The organism is Antarcticimicrobium luteum, from assembly GCF_004358185.1.
Classification (GTDB): domain Bacteria; phylum Pseudomonadota; class Alphaproteobacteria; order Rhodobacterales; family Rhodobacteraceae; genus Antarcticimicrobium; species Antarcticimicrobium luteum.
Genome location: NZ_SMUV01000065.1, coordinates 77,163 through 98,366, shown reverse-complemented (window position 1 = coordinate 98,366; position 21,204 = coordinate 77,163). Strand labels below are relative to the sequence as shown.

Annotated in this window: 22 protein-coding genes; 4 read left to right on the top strand and 18 right to left on the bottom strand. The window is 66.2% G+C overall.

The window, feature by feature from the left end; all coding sequences use genetic code 11:
- Positions 1-8: 8 nt before the first annotated feature.
- Entirely contained in the window at positions 9-407 is a 399-nt protein-coding gene (locus tag E1832_RS11225; protein ID WP_133359842.1) for a RidA family protein, read from the top strand.
- Positions 408-504: 97 nt separating this feature from the next.
- Here E1832_RS11225 and E1832_RS11220 read toward each other — a convergent pair whose 3' ends face one another.
- Genes E1832_RS11220 through ilvD form a run of 3 tightly spaced genes read right to left on the bottom strand, consistent with a single transcriptional unit; the run spans position 505 to position 3,801 of the window.
- Complete coding sequence (locus tag E1832_RS11220) at positions 505-1,206, bottom strand: arylmalonate decarboxylase (protein WP_133359841.1); 702 nt, start codon at positions 1,204-1,206, stop codon at positions 505-507.
- The gene (locus tag E1832_RS11215; protein WP_133359840.1) at positions 1,203-2,078 is read right to left on the bottom strand and encodes an NAD(P)-dependent oxidoreductase; all 876 of its coding nucleotides are present in this window, start codon (positions 2,076-2,078) and stop codon (positions 1,203-1,205) included. The genes E1832_RS11220 and E1832_RS11215 overlap by 4 nt, the downstream gene beginning before the upstream one ends.
- Positions 2,071-3,801: a dihydroxy-acid dehydratase gene (gene ilvD, locus E1832_RS11210; RefSeq protein WP_133359839.1), complete on the bottom strand. Its 1,731-nt coding sequence runs from the start codon at positions 3,799-3,801 to the stop codon at positions 2,071-2,073. The genes E1832_RS11215 and ilvD overlap by 8 nt, the downstream gene beginning before the upstream one ends.
- Before the next feature lie 97 nt (positions 3,802-3,898).
- On the opposite strand from ilvD, the gene E1832_RS11205 reads away from it, so the two are divergent.
- Complete coding sequence (locus E1832_RS11205; protein ID WP_165978864.1) at positions 3,899-4,678, top strand: 2-keto-4-pentenoate hydratase; 780 nt, start codon at positions 3,899-3,901, stop codon at positions 4,676-4,678.
- 7 nt (positions 4,679-4,685) lie between these two features.
- On the opposite strand, the gene E1832_RS11200 is transcribed toward E1832_RS11205, so the two are convergent.
- From E1832_RS11200 to E1832_RS11150, 11 genes are all read right to left on the bottom strand, one after another.
- Positions 4,686-5,978, bottom strand: coding sequence for a TRAP transporter large permease (locus tag E1832_RS11200; protein WP_133359837.1), 1,293 nt, complete (start codon positions 5,976-5,978; stop codon positions 4,686-4,688).
- A 7-nt stretch (positions 5,979-5,985) separates the two neighbouring features.
- The gene (locus E1832_RS11195) at positions 5,986-6,501 is read right to left on the bottom strand and encodes a TRAP transporter small permease (protein ID WP_133359836.1); all 516 of its coding nucleotides are present in this window, start codon (positions 6,499-6,501) and stop codon (positions 5,986-5,988) included.
- A gap of 21 nt (positions 6,502-6,522) precedes the next feature.
- Positions 6,523-7,554, bottom strand: a complete 1,032-nt coding sequence (locus E1832_RS11190) for a TRAP transporter substrate-binding protein (protein ID WP_133359835.1) — start codon at positions 7,552-7,554, stop codon at positions 6,523-6,525.
- Positions 7,555-7,644: 90 nt separating this feature from the next.
- Positions 7,645-8,370: an SDR family NAD(P)-dependent oxidoreductase gene (locus E1832_RS11185; RefSeq protein ID WP_133359834.1), complete on the bottom strand. Its 726-nt coding sequence runs from the start codon at positions 8,368-8,370 to the stop codon at positions 7,645-7,647.
- A complete protein-coding gene (locus E1832_RS11180; protein WP_133359833.1) occupies positions 8,367-9,149 on the bottom strand; it encodes a cyclase family protein in 783 nt (260 codons plus the stop codon). The genes E1832_RS11185 and E1832_RS11180 overlap by 4 nt, the downstream gene beginning before the upstream one ends.
- Positions 9,146-10,396: an SDR family NAD(P)-dependent oxidoreductase gene (locus tag E1832_RS11175; RefSeq protein WP_133359832.1), complete on the bottom strand. Its 1,251-nt coding sequence runs from the start codon at positions 10,394-10,396 to the stop codon at positions 9,146-9,148. The genes E1832_RS11180 and E1832_RS11175 overlap by 4 nt, the downstream gene beginning before the upstream one ends.
- The gene (locus tag E1832_RS11170) at positions 10,393-11,559 is read right to left on the bottom strand and encodes a thiolase family protein (protein ID WP_133359831.1); all 1,167 of its coding nucleotides are present in this window, start codon (positions 11,557-11,559) and stop codon (positions 10,393-10,395) included. The genes E1832_RS11175 and E1832_RS11170 overlap by 4 nt, the downstream gene beginning before the upstream one ends.
- On the bottom strand, positions 11,559-13,181 hold the full coding sequence (locus tag E1832_RS11165) for an AMP-binding protein (RefSeq protein ID WP_133359830.1): 1,623 nt from the start codon (positions 13,179-13,181) through the stop codon (positions 11,559-11,561). Before E1832_RS11165 ends, E1832_RS11170 begins: the two co-directional genes overlap by 1 nt.
- Before the next feature lie 7 nt (positions 13,182-13,188).
- Positions 13,189-13,671 (bottom strand): aromatic-ring-hydroxylating dioxygenase subunit beta, encoded by a 483-nt coding sequence (locus E1832_RS11160; RefSeq protein ID WP_133359829.1) that lies wholly within the window; start codon positions 13,669-13,671, stop codon positions 13,189-13,191.
- Entirely contained in the window at positions 13,668-15,020 is a 1,353-nt protein-coding gene (locus E1832_RS11155) for an aromatic ring-hydroxylating dioxygenase subunit alpha (protein WP_133359828.1), read from the bottom strand. Before E1832_RS11155 ends, E1832_RS11160 begins: the two co-directional genes overlap by 4 nt.
- A gap of 15 nt (positions 15,021-15,035) precedes the next feature.
- Positions 15,036-15,977, bottom strand: coding sequence for a PDR/VanB family oxidoreductase (locus E1832_RS11150; RefSeq protein WP_133359827.1), 942 nt, complete (start codon positions 15,975-15,977; stop codon positions 15,036-15,038).
- 166 nt (positions 15,978-16,143) lie between these two features.
- Here E1832_RS11150 and E1832_RS11145 point away from each other — a divergent pair, with 166 nt between their 5' ends.
- Positions 16,144-16,554 carry a MarR family winged helix-turn-helix transcriptional regulator gene (locus E1832_RS11145; protein WP_245513952.1) on the top strand — a complete coding sequence of 137 codons (411 nt, stop codon included), beginning with the start codon at positions 16,144-16,146 and terminating at the stop codon, positions 16,552-16,554.
- Here the strand turns inward: E1832_RS11145 and E1832_RS11140 are convergent.
- The 4 genes from E1832_RS11140 to dctP are packed head-to-tail and all read right to left on the bottom strand — an operon-like array spanning position 16,551 to position 20,348.
- Positions 16,551-17,522 carry a 2-hydroxyacid dehydrogenase gene (locus tag E1832_RS11140; RefSeq protein ID WP_133359825.1) on the bottom strand — a complete coding sequence of 324 codons (972 nt, stop codon included), beginning with the start codon at positions 17,520-17,522 and terminating at the stop codon, positions 16,551-16,553. The genes E1832_RS11145 and E1832_RS11140 overlap by 4 nt on opposite strands.
- A gap of 16 nt (positions 17,523-17,538) precedes the next feature.
- Positions 17,539-18,858: a TRAP transporter large permease gene (locus E1832_RS11135; RefSeq protein ID WP_133359824.1), complete on the bottom strand. Its 1,320-nt coding sequence runs from the start codon at positions 18,856-18,858 to the stop codon at positions 17,539-17,541.
- Positions 18,859-18,863: 5 nt separating this feature from the next.
- On the bottom strand, positions 18,864-19,364 hold the full coding sequence (locus tag E1832_RS11130) for a TRAP transporter small permease (protein ID WP_133359823.1): 501 nt from the start codon (positions 19,362-19,364) through the stop codon (positions 18,864-18,866).
- A gap of 27 nt (positions 19,365-19,391) precedes the next feature.
- Positions 19,392-20,348, bottom strand: coding sequence for a TRAP transporter substrate-binding protein DctP (gene dctP / locus E1832_RS11125; protein ID WP_133359822.1), 957 nt, complete (start codon positions 20,346-20,348; stop codon positions 19,392-19,394).
- A gap of 343 nt (positions 20,349-20,691) precedes the next feature.
- Here dctP and E1832_RS11120 point away from each other — a divergent pair, with 343 nt between their 5' ends.
- Positions 20,692-21,186 (top strand): MarR family winged helix-turn-helix transcriptional regulator, encoded by a 495-nt coding sequence (locus E1832_RS11120; protein ID WP_133359821.1) that lies wholly within the window; start codon positions 20,692-20,694, stop codon positions 21,184-21,186.
- Positions 21,187-21,204: the final 18 nt, after the last annotated feature.

Sequence of the window (21,204 nt, the reverse complement as noted above, 5' to 3'; positions counted from 1 at the left end):
GGCACGACATGACGCACAAGGTTATCCAGCCCGAAGGATGGGCGCCGGCCAAGGGCTATGCCAACGGCATCCTGGCCGCGGACGGAACGCTCTACGTGGGCGGGCAGATCGGCTGGACCGCCGATCAGCGGTTCGAACGGCACGATTTCATCGGCCAGATGGAACAGGTTCTGAAGAATATCCTCGACGTGGTCGAGGCCGCCGGCGGCGGCGCCGAGCACATCACGCGGCTGACCTGGTTCGTCAAGGACAAGGCGGAATACATGGCGCATCAGGCCGAGATCGGCAAATCCTATCGCGCGGTGCTGGGGCGCAATTTCCCGGCCATGTCGTTGTTGGTGGTGGCCGATCTGCTGGAGGACGAGGCGCTGCTGGAGATCGAGGCGACGGCGCATATTCCGCAATAGGCGGAGCGAATTGCGATGAAGAAAGGGCCGTCCCGTCAGCGGGGCGGCCCTTTGGGTTCGCAATGGCCCGGCTGCCGACCGGGCAGGTGCCCTTGCCTCAGATCTCGAACAGCCGCCCATGTCCCGGCGCGCGGCCCGAATGCCCGGCCAGCCGCGCCGCGCCCCAGGCGCCGGCGGTGGCGCTGGAAATCACCGGCAGGCCATGCGCCGCCTCCAGCACCGGGATCACCGGCAGGGTGTGCAACCCGCCGCAGGAGATGAACAGGCAATCGGCGCCCCCCGCTGCGGCGATGGCCCGGTCCCCCAGCGCGATCAGATCGGCGTCGGTGGTGGCAAAGACCTCCTCGACCGTTTTCAGGTGCATCGCCTCCAGCGAGGCGAGCTCATAGCCGCTGGCGGTCAGATATCGGGTGAGCGCGGCATTCACCGGATCGGTATAGGCGGTGCCGACGGCCACCCGTTTCGCGCCGACGGCGGACAGCGCCTCCAACACGGAGTCGGTCATCGTCGTCGCCGGCACTCCGCTGCCGTCCCGCAGCGCCGCCAGCACCTCGGCATTCCCTTCGGGTCCGCGATAGAAGCTCAGCGATGTGCCCATCAGCGAGACCGCCTCGGCGCCGCGCGCCCGCAATTCCCCGGCCAGATCGGACAGCCGGCCGATCACCTGATTGAACCCCTCTGCCGTAACCTCGGGGATGCCGAGGCCGACCGCGATGAACTCCAGATCGGGATAGAGTTGCGGCGGCTCCGGCGGCACCGCGCCGGCGGCAGGGGGAACGATCAGGCCGATGCGGGTCATGCCATGCCTTTCAGCGTCAGGATGATGGTCGAAATATCCTCTTCCGCGTGGCCCTGATCGCAGGCCACGCGCATCAGCGCACGGGCGGTTTCGGTCATCGGCAGGGGGGCGGCGGGGCCGCCGACCTCGGCCACGGTATCGAGATCCTTGAGCATCATCGCGACGGTCCCCAGTGGATTCTCGAAGCTTTCGGTCGCCATGCGCGGGGCGAGCAGCTGGAACGGTTTGGAATCGGCGAACCCTCCGGCCAGCGCCTCGGTCAGCCTGGTGGCATCGACGCCGCTGGACTTGGCGAACTGCACCGCCTCGGCCACTACCGCCATGGTGCAGCCCGAGATGATCTGGTTCACCAGCTTGGTCATCTGGCCGCTGCCCGCAGGCCCCATATGGGTGACCCGCTGCGCCAGAGGGGCCATCAGCGGTTCGGCCCGGGCGAAATCCTCCGCCGTGCCGCCGGCCATGATGGTCAGCGTACCGGAGGTCGCCGCCGGCGTGCCGCCGGAGACCGGGGCATCGACCCAGCCCATGCCGTTGGCCGCGCGTAGGCGGGCGCCGAAGGCCTTGGTCTGCTCCGGGTCCATCGAGGAGAAATCGACGAACAGCGTCGGTCCCGCGACCCCGGCCACCCCATCGGGGCCAAACAGCACCGCCTCGACGGCGGCGGCATTGGTCAGGCAGGCCATCACCACGTCGCTGTGACGGGCCAGATCCGCCGGGCTGTCGGCGCGCCGGGCACCGGCGGCAACGGCCTCGTCGCATTTCGACGCGGTGCGGTTCCAGACCGTCACCTCGTAGCCCGCCTTCAGCAGGTTCAGCACCATCGGCCCGCCCATCAGCCCGGTGCCGAGGTATCCCAGCCGCGGGTTATTCATCGTCCAGCCCGTCCATCGGCCAGTCGGCTGCGCCGGAATGGGTCACCGCGCCGTAATAGGCGCTTTGCACCTGGGCGGCGTATTTCTCATGAAACCCGGCCAGGCGGCGCGGCGGGCGGGCCCGCAGTGCGGCGCGGCGCTGCGACAGCGTCTCGTCATCGACCAGAAGATCGATGGCGCGGGCCGTGCGGGTATCGATGCGGATGGTATCCCCATTCTCGACCAGCGCCAGCGGCCCGCCATCCCCCGCCTCGGGCGAGAGATAGCCGATGCACATGCCGCGCGTGGCCCCGGAAAAGCGGCCATCGGTGACCAGCGCCACCTTTTCCCCCATGCCCTGACCATAGATCACCGCCGTCGGCCCCAGCATCTCGCGCATGCCCGGGCCGCCCTTGGGCCCCTCGTTGCGGATGATGATGACATCGCCCTCGGCATAGTCCCGTTTGCGGATGGCGGCCATGCAATCCTCCTCGCTTTCGAACACGCGGGCGGGCCCCTCATGCACCCGGGTCTTCAGCCCGGCCACCTTGATGAAGGCGCCCTGCGGCGCGAGGTTGCCCTTGAGCACGATCACCCCGCCCGAGCTGTCGCGCGCGTTGGAAACCGGGTGGATCACATCGCCGTCGGGGGCGGGGGCATCGGCGACCGCCTCGGCCAGCGTCTGGCCGGTCAGTGTCAGCGTTTCCCCGTGCATATGCCCGCTGGCGATCAACTCCCTGACGATCACCGGCACACCGCCGAGGCGGTGCACGTCGAGCGCATAATACTGCCCGCCCGGGCGCAGGTTGCCGATCAGCGGGGTGCGTTCGAAAACTTCACCGACATCGTCCATGGTGAACTTGATCCCGGCCTCGTGCGCGATCGCCGAAAGGTGCATGCCCGCGTTGGTCGATCCGCCGGTGGCGGCGACGATGGCACAGGCGTTTTCCAGGCTTTGCCGCGTGATCAGATCGCGCGGCAGGGGGCCGCCGCGTTCGAGGATTTCCATCACCAGCTTGCCGGCCCGGCGCCCGAGTGCCGCGCGCTCGGAAAACACCGCCGGGATCAGCGACGAGCCCAGCGGCGCGATGCCCAGAACCTCCGACACCATGCCCATGGTGTTGGCGGTGAACTGGCCCGGGCAGGCACCGACGGTGGGCATCGCCGCGCGCTCCATCTCGTCCAGCGTCTTCTGGTCCATCTCGCCGGTCATCACTGCCCCGGCCCCCTCGTAGGCGTCGAGGATGCTGATCGTCTTGCCCTTGTACTGCCCCGGCAGGGTGGAGCCGCCATAGACAAAGACCGACGGCGCGTTCAGCCGCACCATCGCCATGATGATCGCCGGCAGGTTCTTGTCGCAGCCGCCGTATCCCACCAGCCCGTCATAGGCGTGGCCGCGCATCACCAGCTCGATCGAATCCGCGATCACCTCGCGCGACATCAGCGAGTTTTTCATCCCCTGATGGTTCATCGAGAACCCGTCGGAGACGGAGATTGTCGTGAATTCCCGGGGGGTTCCGCCCGCCTCCTGCACGCCGCGATAGGCATGCGCGGCCTGATCGCCCAGATTGGCGTTGCAGGGCGAGGTTTCGCCGGCGGTGCTGACCACGCCGATCATCGGGCGGGAAATGGCGTCGTCGTCCAGCCCCTGGCCGCGATAGAAGGCGCGGTGGGGGACACGGTCGAGCCCGTCGGTGGTGACGCGCGAGCGCAGCTTGCGGGGTTTTGCATCGGGATCGGTCATGGGGTCTCCGGGAATGACGGTTCAGCCTAGATTTCGGGGCGCGCGGGCGTCAACATGGGCGCGACCGGAAATGCGACAGGCAGGGAGCTTTTGCAGAATGGACAATGGGTTGGACGTGGCGGCGCAGGCCGCGGCAGGGGTGCGCAAGCGGGTGGAGCGGTTCGAGGCGCCGCAGGGGCTGGACGGGGCGTCGTTGGCACCGGCCTATGCGTTCCAGGATGCCTATGTCGCCGCCGTGGGCCTGCCGGTGGCGGGCTACAAGCTGGCGGTGAACGGGGCCCCGCAGATGGCGCATTTCGGCGTGTCCGAGCCGGTCTCGGGGCGGTTGTTCGCGGGCGAACTGTACGAAAACGACGCGGTTTTGCACAAATCCCGGTTTCAGGAGATCGCCGTCGAGCCGGAGCTCGCCGCGGTGATGGGGGCGGGGGTGGCCGACCTCTCCGGGCCGGTGGACCGCGCGGCCGCGATGGAGGCGATCGACTGTTTTCGCCCGGCGATCGAGCTGATCGACCAGCGCGGCATTCCGATGCCAAAGGTGGAGCTGGCGCAGGCCATCGCGCTCAATGTCTTCAACGCCGGCATCGTGCTGGGCGCGGGCCGCATCGAGCCGGGCGAGCTGGACCTCGACGGGCTGGAGGTGACGCTGGATCTGGACGGCGCCCGGGTCGCCGAGGCGCGCGGCGCCGCCCCGCAGCACCCGGGCGACGCGGTGGCCTGGCTGATCGGGCATCTGGCCGCGCGCGGGTTGCGACTGATCCCCGGCATGGTGGTGATGTGCGGGACCCATTTGCCGCTGCGGGCGCTGGCCCCCGAGACGGGCCGGGTCGAGGTCACCATGGGCGGGCTGGGCCGCGTCGGCTTCACCCTCGCCGAATGAGCGGGGGTCAGACGACATAGGTGGCCAGCCAGGTCGATACCCACGGCACCAGCACGATCAGCGTGAGCCGGAAGATATCGGCCACCCAGAACGGCGTGACCCCCTTGAAGATGGTGCCGGTGCTCACATCGGGCAGAACCCCGCGCAGCACGAAGACGTTGAGCCCCACCGGCGGGGTGATCAGGCTGATCTCGGTCACCACCACCACCACGATGCCGAACCAGATCGGATCATAGCCCAGCTGTACGATCAGCGGGTAGAAGATCGGCACGGTGAGCAGGATCATCGACATGCTCTCGAAGACGCAGCCCAGCAGGATATAGATCACCAGAATGGCCGCGATCACCAGCCAGGGGGTGTCCTGAAACTGCATGGCGATGCGCACCAGTGCCTGTGGGAAGTCGGTGAAATTGATGAAGTTGGCGAACAGCAGCGCGCCGATCAGCACCGCGAAGAGCATCGCGGTGGTCGCCACGCTTTCCTCGAGGATTTCCCACAGCACCCGCCAGCTCAGCGCGCCGCGCAGCAGCGCAAAGGCAAAGGCGCCCATCGCGCCGATCCCGGCGGCCTCGGTCGGGCTGAACACGCCGCCATAGATGCCGCCCATGACCAGAGCGAAAAGCAGGATCACCCCCCAGACCGAGGACAACGCGCGAAACCGCTGCGGCCAGTCCTGCCGCTCGCCGGCGGGGCCGGCCTCGGGGCGCCGCCAGGTGACATAGCGGACCGCGAAGAGATAGAACAGAACGCCGATCAGCCCCGGCAGGATGCCGGCGGCGAACAGCTTGCCGATGCTCTGCTGGGTGAGAATGCCGTAGATCACTAGCAGAACCGAGGGCGGGATCAGGATGCCCAGCGTGCCGCCGGCGGCAATGGAGCCGGTGGCCAGAGAATCCGCATAGCCAAAGCGGCGCATCGAGGGCATCGCCACCTTGGACATGGTGGCGGCGGTCGCCAGCGACGAGCCGCAGATCGCGCTGAACCCGCCGCAGGCCACGACGGTGGCCATGGCCAGCCCGCCCTTGCGGTGGCCGAGAAAGGCGTTGGAGGCGTTATAGAGTTCGGCCGCGAGATGCGCGCGGGCGACGAAATTGCCCATCAGAACGAACAGCGGCACCACCGACAGCTCGTAGTTGATGGCGGCGTCAAAGGCGGTCTGGCCGACGTTGTACAAGGCCGCCGTGGGGCTGTTGACCCAGGCCATTCCGGCAAACCCCACCAGCGCCATGACAAAGGCGATGGGGATGCGGAGAAACGCGAGAATGAGAAGGACGGCAAGGCCGATCAGGGCTACGGTCATGACTGGACTACCCCCGGGCTTTTCGGCGGGTCGCACTCAGCCCGGCATTGGCGAGCGCGGCGATCGCTGCAATGGCGCAGAGCACCGCCATGACGGCGCTGAACGGCCAGAGCTCAAGAAACAGCTCGTCGGTGACCTCTTCATAGGTGCGCTGATCGATCGACCGGATCACCAGCCGCCATGAAATCAGCGCCAGCGCGGCGGCGCTGACAAGGTGGACGATCACGGCCTGGACCCGCGCCACCGGGGCGGGGGTGATCGCATCCAGCAGATCGACGGTGACATGCCCCTCGCGCAACACGGTGAGCGGCAGCGCGCAAAAGATCAGTGCCGGCATCATCAGAGAGACGACCTCATAGGCCGCGGGCAGGGGGCTGGAAAAGAAATAACGCCCGACCACATCGGCAAAAGTGAACATCATCATGGCAAAGAGCAGCAGGCACGCGATGCGCGACAACAACCCGGCCAGCGGGGTGAGACCGCGGATATGCTCCGCGGTCCCGTAGGTGGATTTCAGGTCCAATTCAGGCTCTCCCTGCCGCGCCTACTGAGCCGAAAGCTCGGCAACCTGGGCCTTGAAGTAATCGAGCATTTCCTTGCCATCGATGCCCACCTCGGCGGCGTTCTGGTAATAGGTTTCCAGAAACCCCTTGTTCAGCTCTTCGACGGCGGCGATCAGCTCGTCAGGCGCATCGACGACCGTGTTGCCGTTGGCCAGCACGTCCTCGAGTCCCTTGTCGTTGATCCGGTCCCAGCCCTGGCCGGCCAGCTTGGCAAAGGCCTCGCCGGAATACTTGTCGACCACCGCCTTGTCCTCGGCCGACAGCGCATCGTACTTGGCCTGGTTCATGATCAGGAAGTGGCTGGAGGAGTACCAGCCGCCGGGCAGATTGGTCGAATAGGGCACCAGGTCGGTCAGGTTGAAACTGGTGACACTTTCATAGGGGAACAGGATTCCGTCGGCGATGCCGGAGGACAGAATCTCGTAGGATTTCGGCGAGGGCTGGCGGATCGAGACGCCGCCCCAACCCTCGACGATGGCCAGCGGGATCGGGCCGCCGGTGCGCATCTTCTGCCCCTCCATGTCGGCCGGGGACAGGATGTTCTTCTTGGAATGGTGGACCTGGCCGGGGCCGTGCATGTTCATGCCGATCAGGTGCACGCCGTCATAGAACCCCTTGTCGGCCAGAAACTTGTCATGGGTGCGTTGCAGCGCGATCGAGGTGGTCTCGGCCCGGTCGCCGAGAAACGGGAGTTCGGCAAAGAGATAGGCGGCAAAACGTTTGCGCGCATAGCCGTGGACGGTAAAGGCGACATCGGCCTGGCCGGTGCGCACCGCGTCGAAATGGGCCGGCGGCGAGCCGACCGGCTTGGGCAGACGCTTGAAGGTGATGCGCCCTTCGCTCTCCTTCTCGATGGCTTCCATCCAGGGGATGTAGATGTTGAGGTTGACCGGGTGGGTCCAGGGAATCCAGGACGAATAGGTCAGTTCGGTCTGGGCCAGCGCCGCGCCGGCGGTCAGCCCCGCCGCGGTGATGCCGGCGGCGAATGTGGTGATCAGGCGTTTCATCATCATTGGTGTGTTCCTCTTCTGTTGGTTTATTGGTTTTTTGGATTCATCTTCGGGGCACGGGTTAACAAACGCAAATATCCTTTGGCTCCCCCCTCACAATTGCAGGGTTCCGATACTGGCGCCGCCACAAACATAGAGCGTCTGGCCAGTGACAAAGCCGTTCTCGGGATCGCAGAAGAACAAAAAGGCGTTTGAGATGTCGCGGACCTCGCCCAGCCGTCCGACGGGGAGTCGTGCGGCCAGCGCAGCCTCCTGTTCGCTGTCCTTGTCGATGATACCCCAAAAATTGTCGGTGCGCACCGGGCCGGGCGCGACCACGTTGACGGTGATCCCGTGCGGCGCCAGTTCCAGCGCCCAGGTGCGGGCCATGCCGATCATCCCCGCCTTGGTCGCCGAATAGGCGGTGCGGGTCGGCACGCCGAGGGCGGCGCGCGAGCCGTTGAATACGACGCGGCCAAAGCGGCGCGCCTTCATCGCCGGCAGGAAGGATTGCAGCAGCGTCAGCGCGCTGCCGAGGTGGATCTGGGTCAGGCCCAGAAGGTCTTCTGGTTTTGCTTCCTCCAGCAGATTGGGCCAGATCAGCCCTGCATTGTGGATGAAATGGGTGACCTCATGCACGGCGCCGATGTCGGTTGCGGCCTGCGCCACCGCCTTGGGGTCGAGCAGGTCGCAGGTGACGCTGAGCAGGTTGTCGTGGGTGAACTCCGGGTCGTGGCGGGCGATCGAGATCACCCGATAGCCGCGCTCCAGCAGCCTTTGGGCCAGATCGGCGCCGATGCCCTTCGACGCCCCGGTGATGACGGCGGTGTAATCGGTCATGCGCTGTCCTTTTCGACGAGAGCGAGCACCCGGAGCGGGCTGCCGGTGCCGTTGCGGATCTTCAGCGGCGCGGCCATCAATATCGCGCCGGTGGGCGGAAGGCGGTCGAGGCCGCAGAGGCATTGCAGCCCGTATTTGCCCGCGCCGTGCAGCAGGAAATGGGCAGGATAAGGCGGGCTCAGATGCATGCCCTGACCGGCGTCGGTGCCCACGGTTTCGGTGCCGAAGCCGAGGATGTTGCGCTCTTCGATCAGGAAGCGGATCGCCTCGGGGGACGGCCCCGGGGAATGCGGGCCGTCGTCGGCCATATTCAGGTAGGCGGCGCCGGATTTCTTCGACCAGTCGGAGCGCATCAGCACCCAGGCATCCTCCGGGATGCGGTCATGTTCGGTCTCCCAGGCCTCGATATGCGCGGGGGTCATCAGGAAGTCCGGGTCTTGCGCCGATTGCGCCGAACAGTCGATTACCACCACCGGGCCGACGAAACGGTCCACCGGGATCTCGTCCACCGCCGATTGTGGCAGGTCGCGCCCCGAGACCCAGTGGCAGGGGGCGTCGAAATGGGTGCCGGTGTGTTCGGACATGGAGATGTTGTGCCATTTCCAGCCCGGGCCGCGGTGGTCATAGGCGCTGATCTCTTCCATGCGGAACCGGGCGCATTGGCCGAATTCGGGGGGCAGCACGATCACCGGGAAATCCGGGTCGAGCGTATGGGTGAGGTCGATCACCTCGACGTCGCCGCCGGCCAGCGCCGCGGCGAGGTTCGCAAGGGCGGTCATGTCTCACCTCCCATGGTAAGTTCGCGTTCCAATACCTTGGGATCACGAGCGAATTTAAGGGACATGTCCTTCGCCACATCGCCGCAGTAGACATCCTCCAGGCCGTTCCTCAGACCGGAGACCACATCGCGGGCCAGCGCGCCCGGCGCCACCTTGGGCGGCGGCAGCGGCTGGTGCCAGTCGTCCTCGGTGGGGCCGACATAGACGTTCATCACCCTGAGGCCTGAGGTGCGGAATTCGCCGCGCAGGCTTTGGCTCAGCGCCCGTGCGGCGGCCTGCGAGGCGGAAAAACACCCCATTTCCGGGCTGTTGGAAAGCGATGTTGCGGCAAGGATATTGACCCATGCGACGGCGGAATTCACCCCGTCGCCGGTGCGTCCGCACATCGCCGGGCCAAAGGCCTGGGCCAGCCGCATCAACCCCAGGTAATTCACCTCGATCTCGTCCCGCGCGAACCCGGTGTCGCCGCGCGCCAGCACGCCGCCGGGGCGCAAAAAGCGGGCATTGTTGATCAGGATGTCCACCTTGCCGCCGTATTCCGAGGCCATGCGATTGACCGAGGAGGTGTCAGTGACGTCGAGCGGCAGAAACTCGACCCCCAGCGCCTCCAGCGCGGTGCGTTCTGGATAGGGGCGCCAGGTCTCTCCCTCGCCGAGGAACACGCTCGCGGCGCCGGCGGCCAGCAATGCCTTGGTCAGTGCCGGGGCGTTGGGGGCGCGCCCGTCGGTGATCAGCACCCGGCGGTGCTTGGGGTCGGAGGTCATCGCGCGCAGTTGCGGGTCGTCCTGCATGTTCGGAGTCCTTTCCTCGGGGACCGCGATCAGCACCCCCTGTCCGGCGCGGTCGAGCCGGTTCCACAGTTCCACCCGCGCACCTTTTTCGCATTCGCCATGCACATGGCAAATCACCGATGGCCCGACGTCCAGCTGCACGGTGCCGGTCCGCCAGGGCAGCCGGTCGCGGAAATAGAGGCTGGTGGTGGCGCGGATGCGGGTCTCGGCGATGAGTTGGCCTTTGGGCGAAACATCGCGCCAGTCCAGCGCCACGGACAGGCAGGCGCAGCAGGCGTCGCGCGGCGGATATTGCACCGCGCCACACTCGGCGCAGCATTGCAGGGCAAAGCGCCCCTCGGCCGCCGCCGCCGTCAGGCCCAGCGCGGCGCGGCTGCGGCTTTCGGGCGGACGGGTGGGCGAAACGGTGCGCTTTTGCGGGTTCTTCTTGACCGGGGGCTGCAACGGATCGGTCATGCGGCGCCCTCCAGAATGGCGGCGGCGGAACAGACGCCGCGGTCGTAGTTGATCATGCCAAAGCCGGAGACGAGGGCGCGCCGCGCGCCCGGCACCTGTGTGCCCTCGGCGGTCCAGGTGACCTGGCGGATCGCCTCGACCAGCCCGATGAAACCGCCCGCCGCGCCGGCCTGGCCGGCCGAAAGCTGGCCGCCGTTGGTGTTATGCGGGAAATCCCCGGTCACCGTCATGTCGCGGCCCCGCAGGAACTCCGGCGCGCCGCCCTTGTCGCAGAACCCAAGATCCTCGATCTGCATCATCGAGATCACCGGGTAATCGTCATAGGTCTGCACCAGGTCCATATCCTCGGGCGCGCATTGGGCCATGCCGTAAAGATCGTCCACGTCGAGGGTCCAGCCGCCGCGCAACTGGATCGGGTTCCCGGCATGGGCGTTGTGGCGTTCGATGGTACCCTTGATGCGGGCGAAGGGGAGGTTGCGTTTTATCGCCTCCTCCTCGCGCATCACCAGAAAGGCCTCGGCCCCGGCGCAGGGCATCACGCAGTCATAGAGCGCGATGGGGTCGGCAATGGGGCGGGCGTTCAGATAGGCCTCCATCGTCAGCGGCTTTTTCATCACCGCATTCAGGTTGCGCAGGGCATTGTCGCGCTGTGCCACGCAGATGCGGCCGAAATCCTCACGCGTTGCGTTAAAGTCCTGCATGTAACGGTCTGTCAAAAGGGCAAAATTCGCGTTCGGTCCGCCATAGCCATAGGGGTAGGAGGCATCCGAGGCAAAGCGCGAGAAGCTGGACAGAAGGCTGCGGAAACTGTCGATATGGTTGGTGTCGCCGGCGACGCAGGCGACGATATCGGCGTCCCCCGCCTGTACCGCCCGGGCGGCCCGGCGCAGGGCGATCACGCCGCTCGCCCCGCCCATGGGGATATGGTCCAGCCAACGCGGGCACAGGCCCAGATGCTGGGTCAGCCCCACGGCGGTATCGGGGAAGAGCGTGAAGCTGGAGACGGTGAAGCCGTCCAGCTCGGCCGGTTTCAGCCCGGCCGCTTGCAGGGTGCCGCGCAGGGCGCGGGCGATCCACCAATGGGCGGTCTCGATGGAATAGCGCTCGTAGGGCACCGAGACCGGCGCCGTCACCACCACCCCGTCATAGCCCAGCCGCGCCATCAGGCCACCTGCCGTTTCTTCAGCGCGGTGGTGTCATGCGCCTTGCCCGCCGCCAGAAGCTCTGTGGCAAGCGTTTTCAACGCGGCACGCTGGATCTTCTGGGTGGCGGTCAGCGGCAGCGTGTCGACGAAGGCGATGTAGCCGGGCACCTTGTAATAGGCCATTTGGGTCAGCGCCCATTGCGCGATCTGCTGCGCCTTTTCCGGCGAGGGGTCGGCGACGGCGAGGCAGGCGAAAACCTCGTCCCCGCGCACCGGGTCCGGCACCGGGGCGACGCCGGCGGCGGTGATCTCCGGGTGGCGCATCAGCACCGATTCCACCTCGACCGCCGCGATATTCTCGCCCGAACGGCGGATCACGTTCTTCTTGCGATCGACGAAGAACATATTGCCGTCCGCTTGTTGCCGCACGATGTCGCCGGTGTGGAAATAGCCGCCTTCCCAGGCCTCTGCCGTGGCCTCGGGGTTCTTGTAATAGCAGGTAAAGAAGCCGAGGCGCGGGTCGGGGCCGGAGCGGCGGATCAGCAATTCGCCCGGCTGGCCCGGGGCAACGTCCGCCCCGGCATCATCGACGATGCGCAGCTCCACCGCCTCGGTCGGGTGGCCGAGGCAGGCTTGGCCCACCAACCGGTCTTCGGTATGGGCCGAGATCGCCGCACCGGCGCCGGTTTCGGTCATCGCCCAGGCCTCGACCAGCGGAAAGCCGAAGCGCGCCTCGAAATCGGCCTGCAACTTCGGATCGACCCCGGCGCCGAAGCCGAAGCGCACCGAATGATCCCGGTCGCTGGCACCTTCCGGTGCGCCCATCAGCATCGAGGGCATCACGCCCAGGTAATGCAGGCAGGTGGCGCGGGCGGCGCGCACGTCGTCCCACCAGCTGCGCGGATGGAACCGGTCGAGGGCGGTCAGGCAGCCACCCACGGCGATCATCACCGGGAAGGAACAGGCCATCGCGTTCATGTGAAAGATCGGCAGCGGGGTGATCATCCGCTCGCCATCCTCGGAAAGCGCCGCGATCCCGCCAAGGCCTGCGTACCAGTCGCCGGAGTCGAGGAAATAGGTATTGGACAGCACGCAGCCCTTGGGCTGGCCGGTGGTGCCCGAGGTATAGAGCACGGCCGCCTCTCGCGCCGGGCCCTCTGCCGCGTCGGCCACTTCGGCACCGGGGCGCGGGGCAGGGGGCGCCTCGTCCGGGGCGATGACGCTCAGCGCGATACCCGCCGCCTCGGCCGCCGCGCGCAATTCATCGGCCCGCGCCGGGATCGCCACGATCAGCGCCGGTTCGGCGTGGCCGATGAGATACTCCAGCTCCGCCGCGCGCAGGTCGGGGTTGATCGGCACCACCGAGGCGCCCAGCCGGTTCAGCGCCAGCCAGGTCAGGAAGAACGAGGGGCGGTTCTCCAGCAGCAGCGCCACCCGCATGCCCGGCCCGTAGCCGGCGGCGGTAAACCTCTCGGCCAGCGCATCGACCTGCGCCAGCGCCGCGCCATAGGGGATCTCACCCGCCGCGATGCCATAGACCCGCGCGGTTGCCTCAAGCACGTTCAGCATCGGCCGCGCGGGCCAGCGGCGGGCGGCGGCGGCGAAGGCATCATAGACGCTGTCGAAATCGCTCAGTTTCATGATGGTCTCACGGCAGAAGCTGGATATTGCCGAAGGCGGCGTCGGAGTTCAGCAGATCGACGCGCTTGCCCGCGATGCGAATCTTGCCGTCGACAACGGTCAGATCATGGGTGGCGGTGATCGCCAGCAGGAACTGATCGTCGAGCCGGGTTTCGACATAATGCATGTTGGTGTTGGTCACATATCGGTTGGCGCCTGGGTCCATCTCGTCGACAAAGGGGCGCTGGATCACATGGTGACAGCGGCTTTTCGGTTTCTGGCTGAACGTGCGCGCGCCGTTCAGACGCTCGACCCGCAGGCGCAGCATGAACTGATCCTCGTGGAGCAGCGATGTCACGAGGTCCGGATCGGTCTGCTTGTAGTCGAGCGGCATCCAATAGACCCCCTCGGGCATCCACAGATCGAGCCATTCGGTAAACCGGCCCTCGTCCAGCATGCGGGCCTCGTCGTAGATGAAGTCGATCAGCTCGTCGCGGCTGGGAAAGCTCATTCTGCGGCCTCCGCTTGTTCGGTTGCGGGCTGGGGCGACATGAATTTGACCCAGGCGTGAAACTGGTTGCGCATCTGCCGTTCGGTGGTGCCGTTTTCGACCGCCTCCTGGTCGAAATCCTCGCCTTCCTCATAAAGTCGCTGGATGTTGACCCATTCCATGCCGTCTGCCGCCAGCCCCTCCTGCGCGCGCTCGTACATTTCCAGATCGTCATGGCCCACCATCGAGGTCGGCGCGTTGATCAGCCGGTTATACATCGCGGTGCGCGCCAGCAGTTGATCGGGCGCATCGACCAGCCGGTAGATATAGCTTTCCACCAGCGTCTTGTCCGGCCCCAGCGGGATGAAGTTGCGCAGCTGCTGGATCGGCCCCTTGATCATGATGTTGGGGAAATAGACGGTGTTGTGGCGGTTCTCGCCCAGGATCTGCTTGGCCTTCTCTTCGCCATAGGCTTCGACCATCTGTTCTAAATAGCCGGGGATGGCGGAATAGTCGGAATGGATCGAATGGTGCACGCCGGTATGGCCGTGGCCGTTGGGCCAGGTGCGGATGCCCATGTTCTCGAAGAATTCATAGGGCGACATGAAGGGCGCGATGATCTCCATCGCCATCGGCTTGGGCTTGTCCTCGGGCCAGTCCATGTCCTCGAATATCTTGACCGCGGTGCCGGCACTGGATTCATGCGCCACCATCGGGTGGCAGGTGTCGGTCTGGTTCTCGACCAGCATTTTCCAGTTGCACTGGTGCATGTAGCGCAGCGGCGGGCCGGCGACCTCCAGCCGGCCGGCCGGCGAGCGGTCGACCATGTTGTCGAGCGAGGACAGGCTGTCGCCGAAGAACTCCTCGAAAGAAATGCCATCTTCGGCCAGCCGGGCAAAGATGAAGCCGCGGTAATTCTTCACCGCGCCCACCGCCTTCATGCCCTTGCCGTTCTGGGTCTGGTCCAGTCCGGTGCCCTCATAGCCCTTTTTCAGCGGGATCGCCAAAAGGCATCCGTCGGTCTTGAACGACCAGGCGTGATAGGGGCAGCGAAAGAACTTGCCGGTGTTGCCGGTCCGGTCGATGGCGATCTTGGTGCCCTTGTGCGGGCAGCGGTTGTAGAGAACGCAGATCTCTCCGTTGCTGTGGCGCACCTGGATCACCGGCTGGTCGCCGATTTGCGTGGTGTAATAATCGCCCTTGTTCGGCGTCTGGCTGTCGTGGCCGACAAACACCCAGGTGTTGGCGAAAAGGTGCTTCATCTCCAGCCGGTAGACCTCGGGATCGGTATAGACATCGCGGTGGACCTGATGCGGCTGAACCAGATCGGTAACGGTGTCGGCGGTATAGGCTGGCGTGGCGGCTGGCATGGCGGGCTCCTTTCCTTACAGGTCGAGGACCAGTTTCGCGGATTTGGCGCGGCTGACGCAGATCTGCATGAGTTTTCCTTCGGCCTTTTCCGCATCCGACAGGACCACGTCGCGGTGATCGGGGGTGCCCTCCAGCACCTCGGTCTGGCAGATGCCGCAATCGCCGCGCTGGCAATCATAGATCAGATCGAGGCCGCCGTCCTCCAGCACCTCGATGATGGTGCGGCCCGGCGGGACGGTGAAGACCTGGCCGGTCGAGGCGATCTCGACCTCAAAGGCGGTGTCGCCGTCCTGCGGCTGCGGTGTGGTGAACAGTTCGAAATGGATCTGCGCGTCGGGCAGGCCGGCGGCGTTGGCGGCGGCGCGGGCGGCCTCGATCATGCCCTTCGGGCCGCAGACATAGAGATGGGTGGCCGGGTCGAGGCCGGCGAACAGCGTGGCAAGGTCGAGCGGGGTTTCATCGTCAAAATGAAAACCGACACGGTCGCCGAAGGCCGAGGCGAGGGCATCCGCAAATCCCATAACGCCGCGCGAGCGCGCGCAGTAGTGCAGCGCAAAGGGACGCCCGGCGGCGTCGAGCGCGCTGGCCATCGAAATCAACGGTGTGATGCCGATGCCGCCGGCCAGCAGCAGCGCCGGGCCGTCATGCGCGCCAAGGGGGAAATCGTTGTCGGGCGTCTCGGCGCGCAGGCGGTCGCCAGGCTGCAGGCTGTGCATATGGCGCGAGCCGCCCTGGCCGCCGTCCTCGCGCTGGACGGCGATGCGCAGGGTGCCCGGGGCATCGCCGGGCCAGTCGATCAGCGAATAGGACCGCGTACCGATTGCGCCGAGGTCGAATTTCAGATGCGCCCCGGCGCCATGCGCGGGCAGCGCGCCATCATCTGCGGCACGCAGGGTAAATTCCCGGATGGTGTCCGTCTCGTCGCGGATACCGTCGATGATGAGCTCTTGAGTCACGCTTTTGCACTCCCTGTGGAATTAATATGAAAATTCATATAAAATCGGTCAAGCCTTTTCTTGACCTTTCGACGGTCGCGGCCTAATCCATTCAGGTGAAACACGGCATAGTTGTATGAGAAGTCTAGAAAATAAGCGTTCAGATCAACCATTTGTCACATCCTATTTGCTCTATCTGCTGGCGGCGGTCAGCGAACGGGCGAGTTCCGAGTTTCACGCACATGCCCGCGCGGCAGGTCTGCGGGTGCCGGAATGGCGGGTGCTGGCCTGTCTCGCGGATGAGGATGGGGCGATGGTGACGCGGCTGGCGCGGCTGTCGCTGATGGAGCAGTCGCGGCTGACGCGAATCATCGATCAGATGGTTGAACGCGGGCTGGTCAGCCGCCGCTCGGATCCCGAGGACAGGCGCCGGGTCCGGGTGTTTCTGACCGGGATGGGCCGGGATCTGGCGCATGAGTTGATCGTCGATGCCCGGGCCCATGAGGCGCGGATCCTCGACGCGCTCGGCGGCGAGGACGCCGAACGCATCAAGCCGATTCTCGAGACGCTGCTGGCGCAGCTTGAGCAGCAGGACTAGCGGCGGATCATGTCCCGGCATTCCGGCACCGGCGTCTTCGGGGCGCCGTCGCGGAAATGGGCGATCAGGTTGTCTGCGGTCAGATCGAACATGGCTGTCCGGGTCTCGACCGTGGCGCTGGCGGCATGGGGCGACAGGATCACCCGGTCGCTGTCGCACAGCGTCTGCGGCACCGCCGGTTCCTCCTCGAACACGTCCAGCGCGGCGCGGCCCAACCGCCCCTCTTCCAGCGCTGCGATCAGGGCGGGCTGATCCACCACCGAACCGCGCGCGACATTGACCAGGATGCCCTCCGGGCCCAGCGCGTCCAGAACCTTTGTACCGATCAGCCGGTCGGTGCCGGCGCCGCCCGGCAGGCACAGGATCAGCGCGGTGCAGCGCCGCGCCATTTCGCACAGATCGGGGCAGAATTCGTACGGAACCTCCGGCTGCTCCCGGCGCCCGTGATAAAGGATCGGGCCGCCGAAGATCTCCAGCTTCTTCGCCAGCGTCCGCCCGATGCGGCCCAGCCCGACGATGCCGATGCTGCGCCCCTCCAGCGTGGAGGTGAGCGGGGCCTGCCCGTCGCGCGCCCAGCGGCCGGACCGGGCATAGGCATCCTGAAACAGCAGATCGCGGCTGGCCGCCAGCAGCAGGAGCAGCGCGTAGTTGGCCACATCGGCGTTCAGAACATCGGGGGTGTGGGTGACGATGATCCCGCGCGCCCGGGCGGCGGCCACGTCGATCCCGTCATACCCGACCCCGAGGCCGGAGATGATCTCGAGCTTCGGCAGCCGGTCCATCAGGGCGCCGGTCAGCGGCGCGGCGCTGGCATTGGTCATCCCGCGGATCTGGTCCCCATGCCGCGCGAACCAGTCCCCGGACGGGGCCGGGGCGGCGTCGCAATGCAGGGTGAAATGATCGCTCAGCCGCTGTTCCAGCCGCGGCGGCATCCGGCCGCGGCCATAGATCTGGATTTCTGTCGTCATTACCGGTCCTTGTGGTTCAGCGCCCGATCATCGATGGCAGCCATGTGCCCAGCGCAGGCTGCCAGACGATGAGGGCGAGCACCAGCAGCTTGATCGCCACGAAAGGCAGGATCGAGGCATAGATGGTGGACATCCGGATCTCGGGCGGGGCGACGCCGCGCATCACGAAGAGGATGAGGCCAAACGGCGGCGTCAGGAGCCCGATCTCCATCGTCAGCAGATAGACGACGCCCAGCACCAGCGGATCGATCCCCGCCGCCTTGGCCAGCGGCACGAAAATCGGCACCGTGACCATCAGCATCGAAACCTGGTCGACGAAGCAGCCCATGATCAGCAGGATCACGATCATGCCGACCAGCACCTGCACCGGGTCGAGGCCGATGCCCTGGACGGCGCGGATCACCCCGTTGGTGGCCCCCGAGAACGACAGCACCTGGGCAAAGGTCTGCGAAATCAGGATGATGAAGAGGATCATCACCGACAGTTTGACCGTTTCGGTAAGGGCCGACTGCAGCTTTTTCCAGCTCAGCGCGCGGTATCCGGCGCCCAGCGCCAGCGCCGCCACCGAGCCGAGCGCGGCGCTTTCGGTCGGCGTGGCGATGCCCGCCAGCAGGCTGCCGATCACCACCGCGAAGACCAGCGACAGCGGCGCGACATAGCGCAGGAACGGCCCCCAACGCTCGGTCAGGGTCAGCCCCTCGGCCCCCGGATCGGGTGGCGCGAGGGACGGATTGCGGGTCACCCGCCAGACGATCCAGATCACGAAGAGCACTGACAGCAGCAGCGCCGGGATCACCCCGGCGATCAGCAGCCCGGCGATTGAAATGCCCGCGAGGCTGCCCACCAGCACCGCCAGCGCCGAGGGCGGGATCAGCATGGCGATTGCGCCCGACGCCATGATCGGCCCCATGGCGATGGTGGGCGCATAGCCCTTTTTCAGCATCCCCGGCAGCAGGGTCGAGCCGAGCATGGCGGTATTGGCGATGGTCGATCCTGACAGCGCCGCGAACAGCGTGCCGCCAAAGACGCTGACCACCGCGAGGCGGCCGGGAATGCGTGTCACCACCCGGTCGACCGCGTCGATGGCGCGATGGGCCACGCCGGTCTGGAACAAAAGCTCGCCCATCAGGATGAAGAGCGGGATCGGAGCAAGCTGGAAACTTGCGATGGATTGCACCGCATTGCGGGCCAGTTGCATAACGCCGCGCTCGCCGCCCAGCACCTCGTAGGCGCCGATCACGGTGACGGTGAGAAAGGCAAAGGCCACCGGCAGCCCCATCAGCAATAGCAGCGCCAGTCCGCCCAGCATCAGGCCAAGAACAAGGGTCCAGTCCATTGCGTCTAAAGCCCCGCCGTTATTCGGCCGCGGTCGGCGCGCCCGACCATCTGCCGCAGGAATTCCAGCGCCAGCAGCGCAAAGCCCAGCGGCGCCACCGCCAGTACCCACCATTCGGGAATGACAAAGGCGGTGCGGATCATCGAGCCACGCTGCGCCGAGATCAGCGCCGCCTCGCCGGCATAGCGCACCAGCGCCGCGCAGGCCGCCAGCCCGATCAGCGCCGTCAGCCGTGCCAGCGGCGCGGCCAGCCGGCCCGGAAGGGCGGCGGTGACCAGATCGACGGTGACATGGCCGCGCTTCCACAACACCCAGGGCGCGCCGAGGAAGGTGGCCACCAGCAGCCCGTATTCCACAGCGTCCAGCAGCCCGTAAACCGGGCTGCCGAACAGGTTACGAAGCACGACGTTGACCGAGATCATCGCCGCGATTGCCGCGAAGATGGTTCCGGCCAGCGCCGCGCAGGCCTTGAGCACGCCGTCGAACAGCGCGTTCAGATTGGACATGGTGTCAGGCCCCCTTCGTATTGCGGGTCACTCGACCAGGCAGGCCTTGAGATCCGCGGCGATCGCGGCATCCACCGCGGCCACACCGGCCCAGCCGGCCTCTTGCGAGGTGGCCAGCCACTTGGCCTGATCCTCGGGCGAGAAGGTGATCACCTCGATTCCGGCTCCGGCCTGCTTGGAGGCCTCCTCGGCGTTGATGGCGATATTCTCGGCGTTCTTCGCCTCGACCCACTCGGCGGCCTGCTGCAGGACCGCCCTGGCCTCATCCGAAATCCCGTTCCAGCGGTCGAGGTTGACCAGGATATTCACATCGACCTGATAAAAGCCGGGGTCGACGCGATACTTGGTCTGCTCGTCCCAGCCCAGATCCATCACCCCCTGCAACGGCCAGCCATAGCCGTCGATGGCGCCACGCTCCAGCGCGGTATAGACCTCGCCCGGGGCGGTGCGCACCAAGGTGGCGCCGAGGGCTTCGAACATGGCGCGATACACCGGGGTGGTGCGGATGGTCAGCCCGCTCAGGTCCGGGCCCTCGATGGGTTTGGTCAGATAGAGGTGAAAGGCCACGTTGTCGCCGGTACGGGCGAGGAACTTGGCATTCATCTGCTCCTGGTGGATGGCGTCGATCTTGTCGAAACAGCCGTTCGCGCGCTGCTCCTGTACGGTGTTGGTGGCCAGGTGCAACGCGTCGCCGGTGGGCACCAGATTGGTGTAGAACGCCGAGGTGTCGTTGGCGATGTCGACGACGCCGCCGGAGACCGCATTGCCCAGCTCGAACGGCGGCACGGCCTCGGGCCCGCCGACATAATCGATCTGCACAACGCCCTTGCCGATCTCGTTCACATGGGCAACGAAGGCCTCGAAAGGCCGCGAAAAGGTGGTGCCGCCGGCAAAGGCGCTGACCCCGCGCAGGGTGACCTCTTCGGCGAGCGCCGGCGCGCCGGCAAGGCAGGCCGCGAGTGCGGCGAATGCTAGTTTTTTCATGGACCCTCTCCCTGTGAGTTTGTGGTGGCGGCGCGGCTCCGGCGTTCGGACGGAGGTGCCGCCGTCTGTGTCGGCGGTTGTCAATACATGCAAACGGGTGCGCTCCCTCTGCGCGCCGGTGGTTTGCAGGTCGAAGCGGATCTTTTCGCGCATCGTATCGACAGGGTAATTAGTATGCTTTTTATTCGTCAAGTATACATGCAAACGGAAGTTTATTTTTCCTGCTCCGCAGCGCACGGGCGCGGGGCCATGCGACAAGGTGGTCTGCGGCACGCTGTTGCGGTAACCCGGAAATTCATGGAAAAAGACATCAGAGCAAGAGGCAGTCGGAAGGGCGGGGTGCATGAACGAGGCAATTGGTCAGCCGGAGGGCGACGATCCGGGCCGGACCCCCTGGCTGGGCGAGGTCGGGCTGAACGGGTTCGCCCCCTATCTGATGAACCGGATCATGGGACGGTACAACGCCGATCTGCGGCGGGAGATGACCGCGCTGGGGCTCAGCACCGCCAAGATGCGGGCGCTGGCGGTGTTGTCGGTGATCGACGGGCTGCAATTGTCGCAGCTCGGCGTCTATGCGGTGGTGGAACAGTCGACCCTGTCGCGCGCTGTGGACTCGCTGTGCACCGAGGGGCTGGTGCGGCGCGAGAGCGACCCGGACGACCAGCGCGCCAGCCGGATCTATCTGACCCGGTCCGGGCGGGCGGCGTTCGACCGGATGTGGCCGCATATGGCCGCCAGCCACGACCGCATGTTCGAGGGCATCGACGAGGCCGAACAGCGGGCTTTTCTCGGAACGCTGCACAAGATGCTGGGCAATATCCGCAAGCATGATTTCTGAGGCACCGCCGGGCAGTGC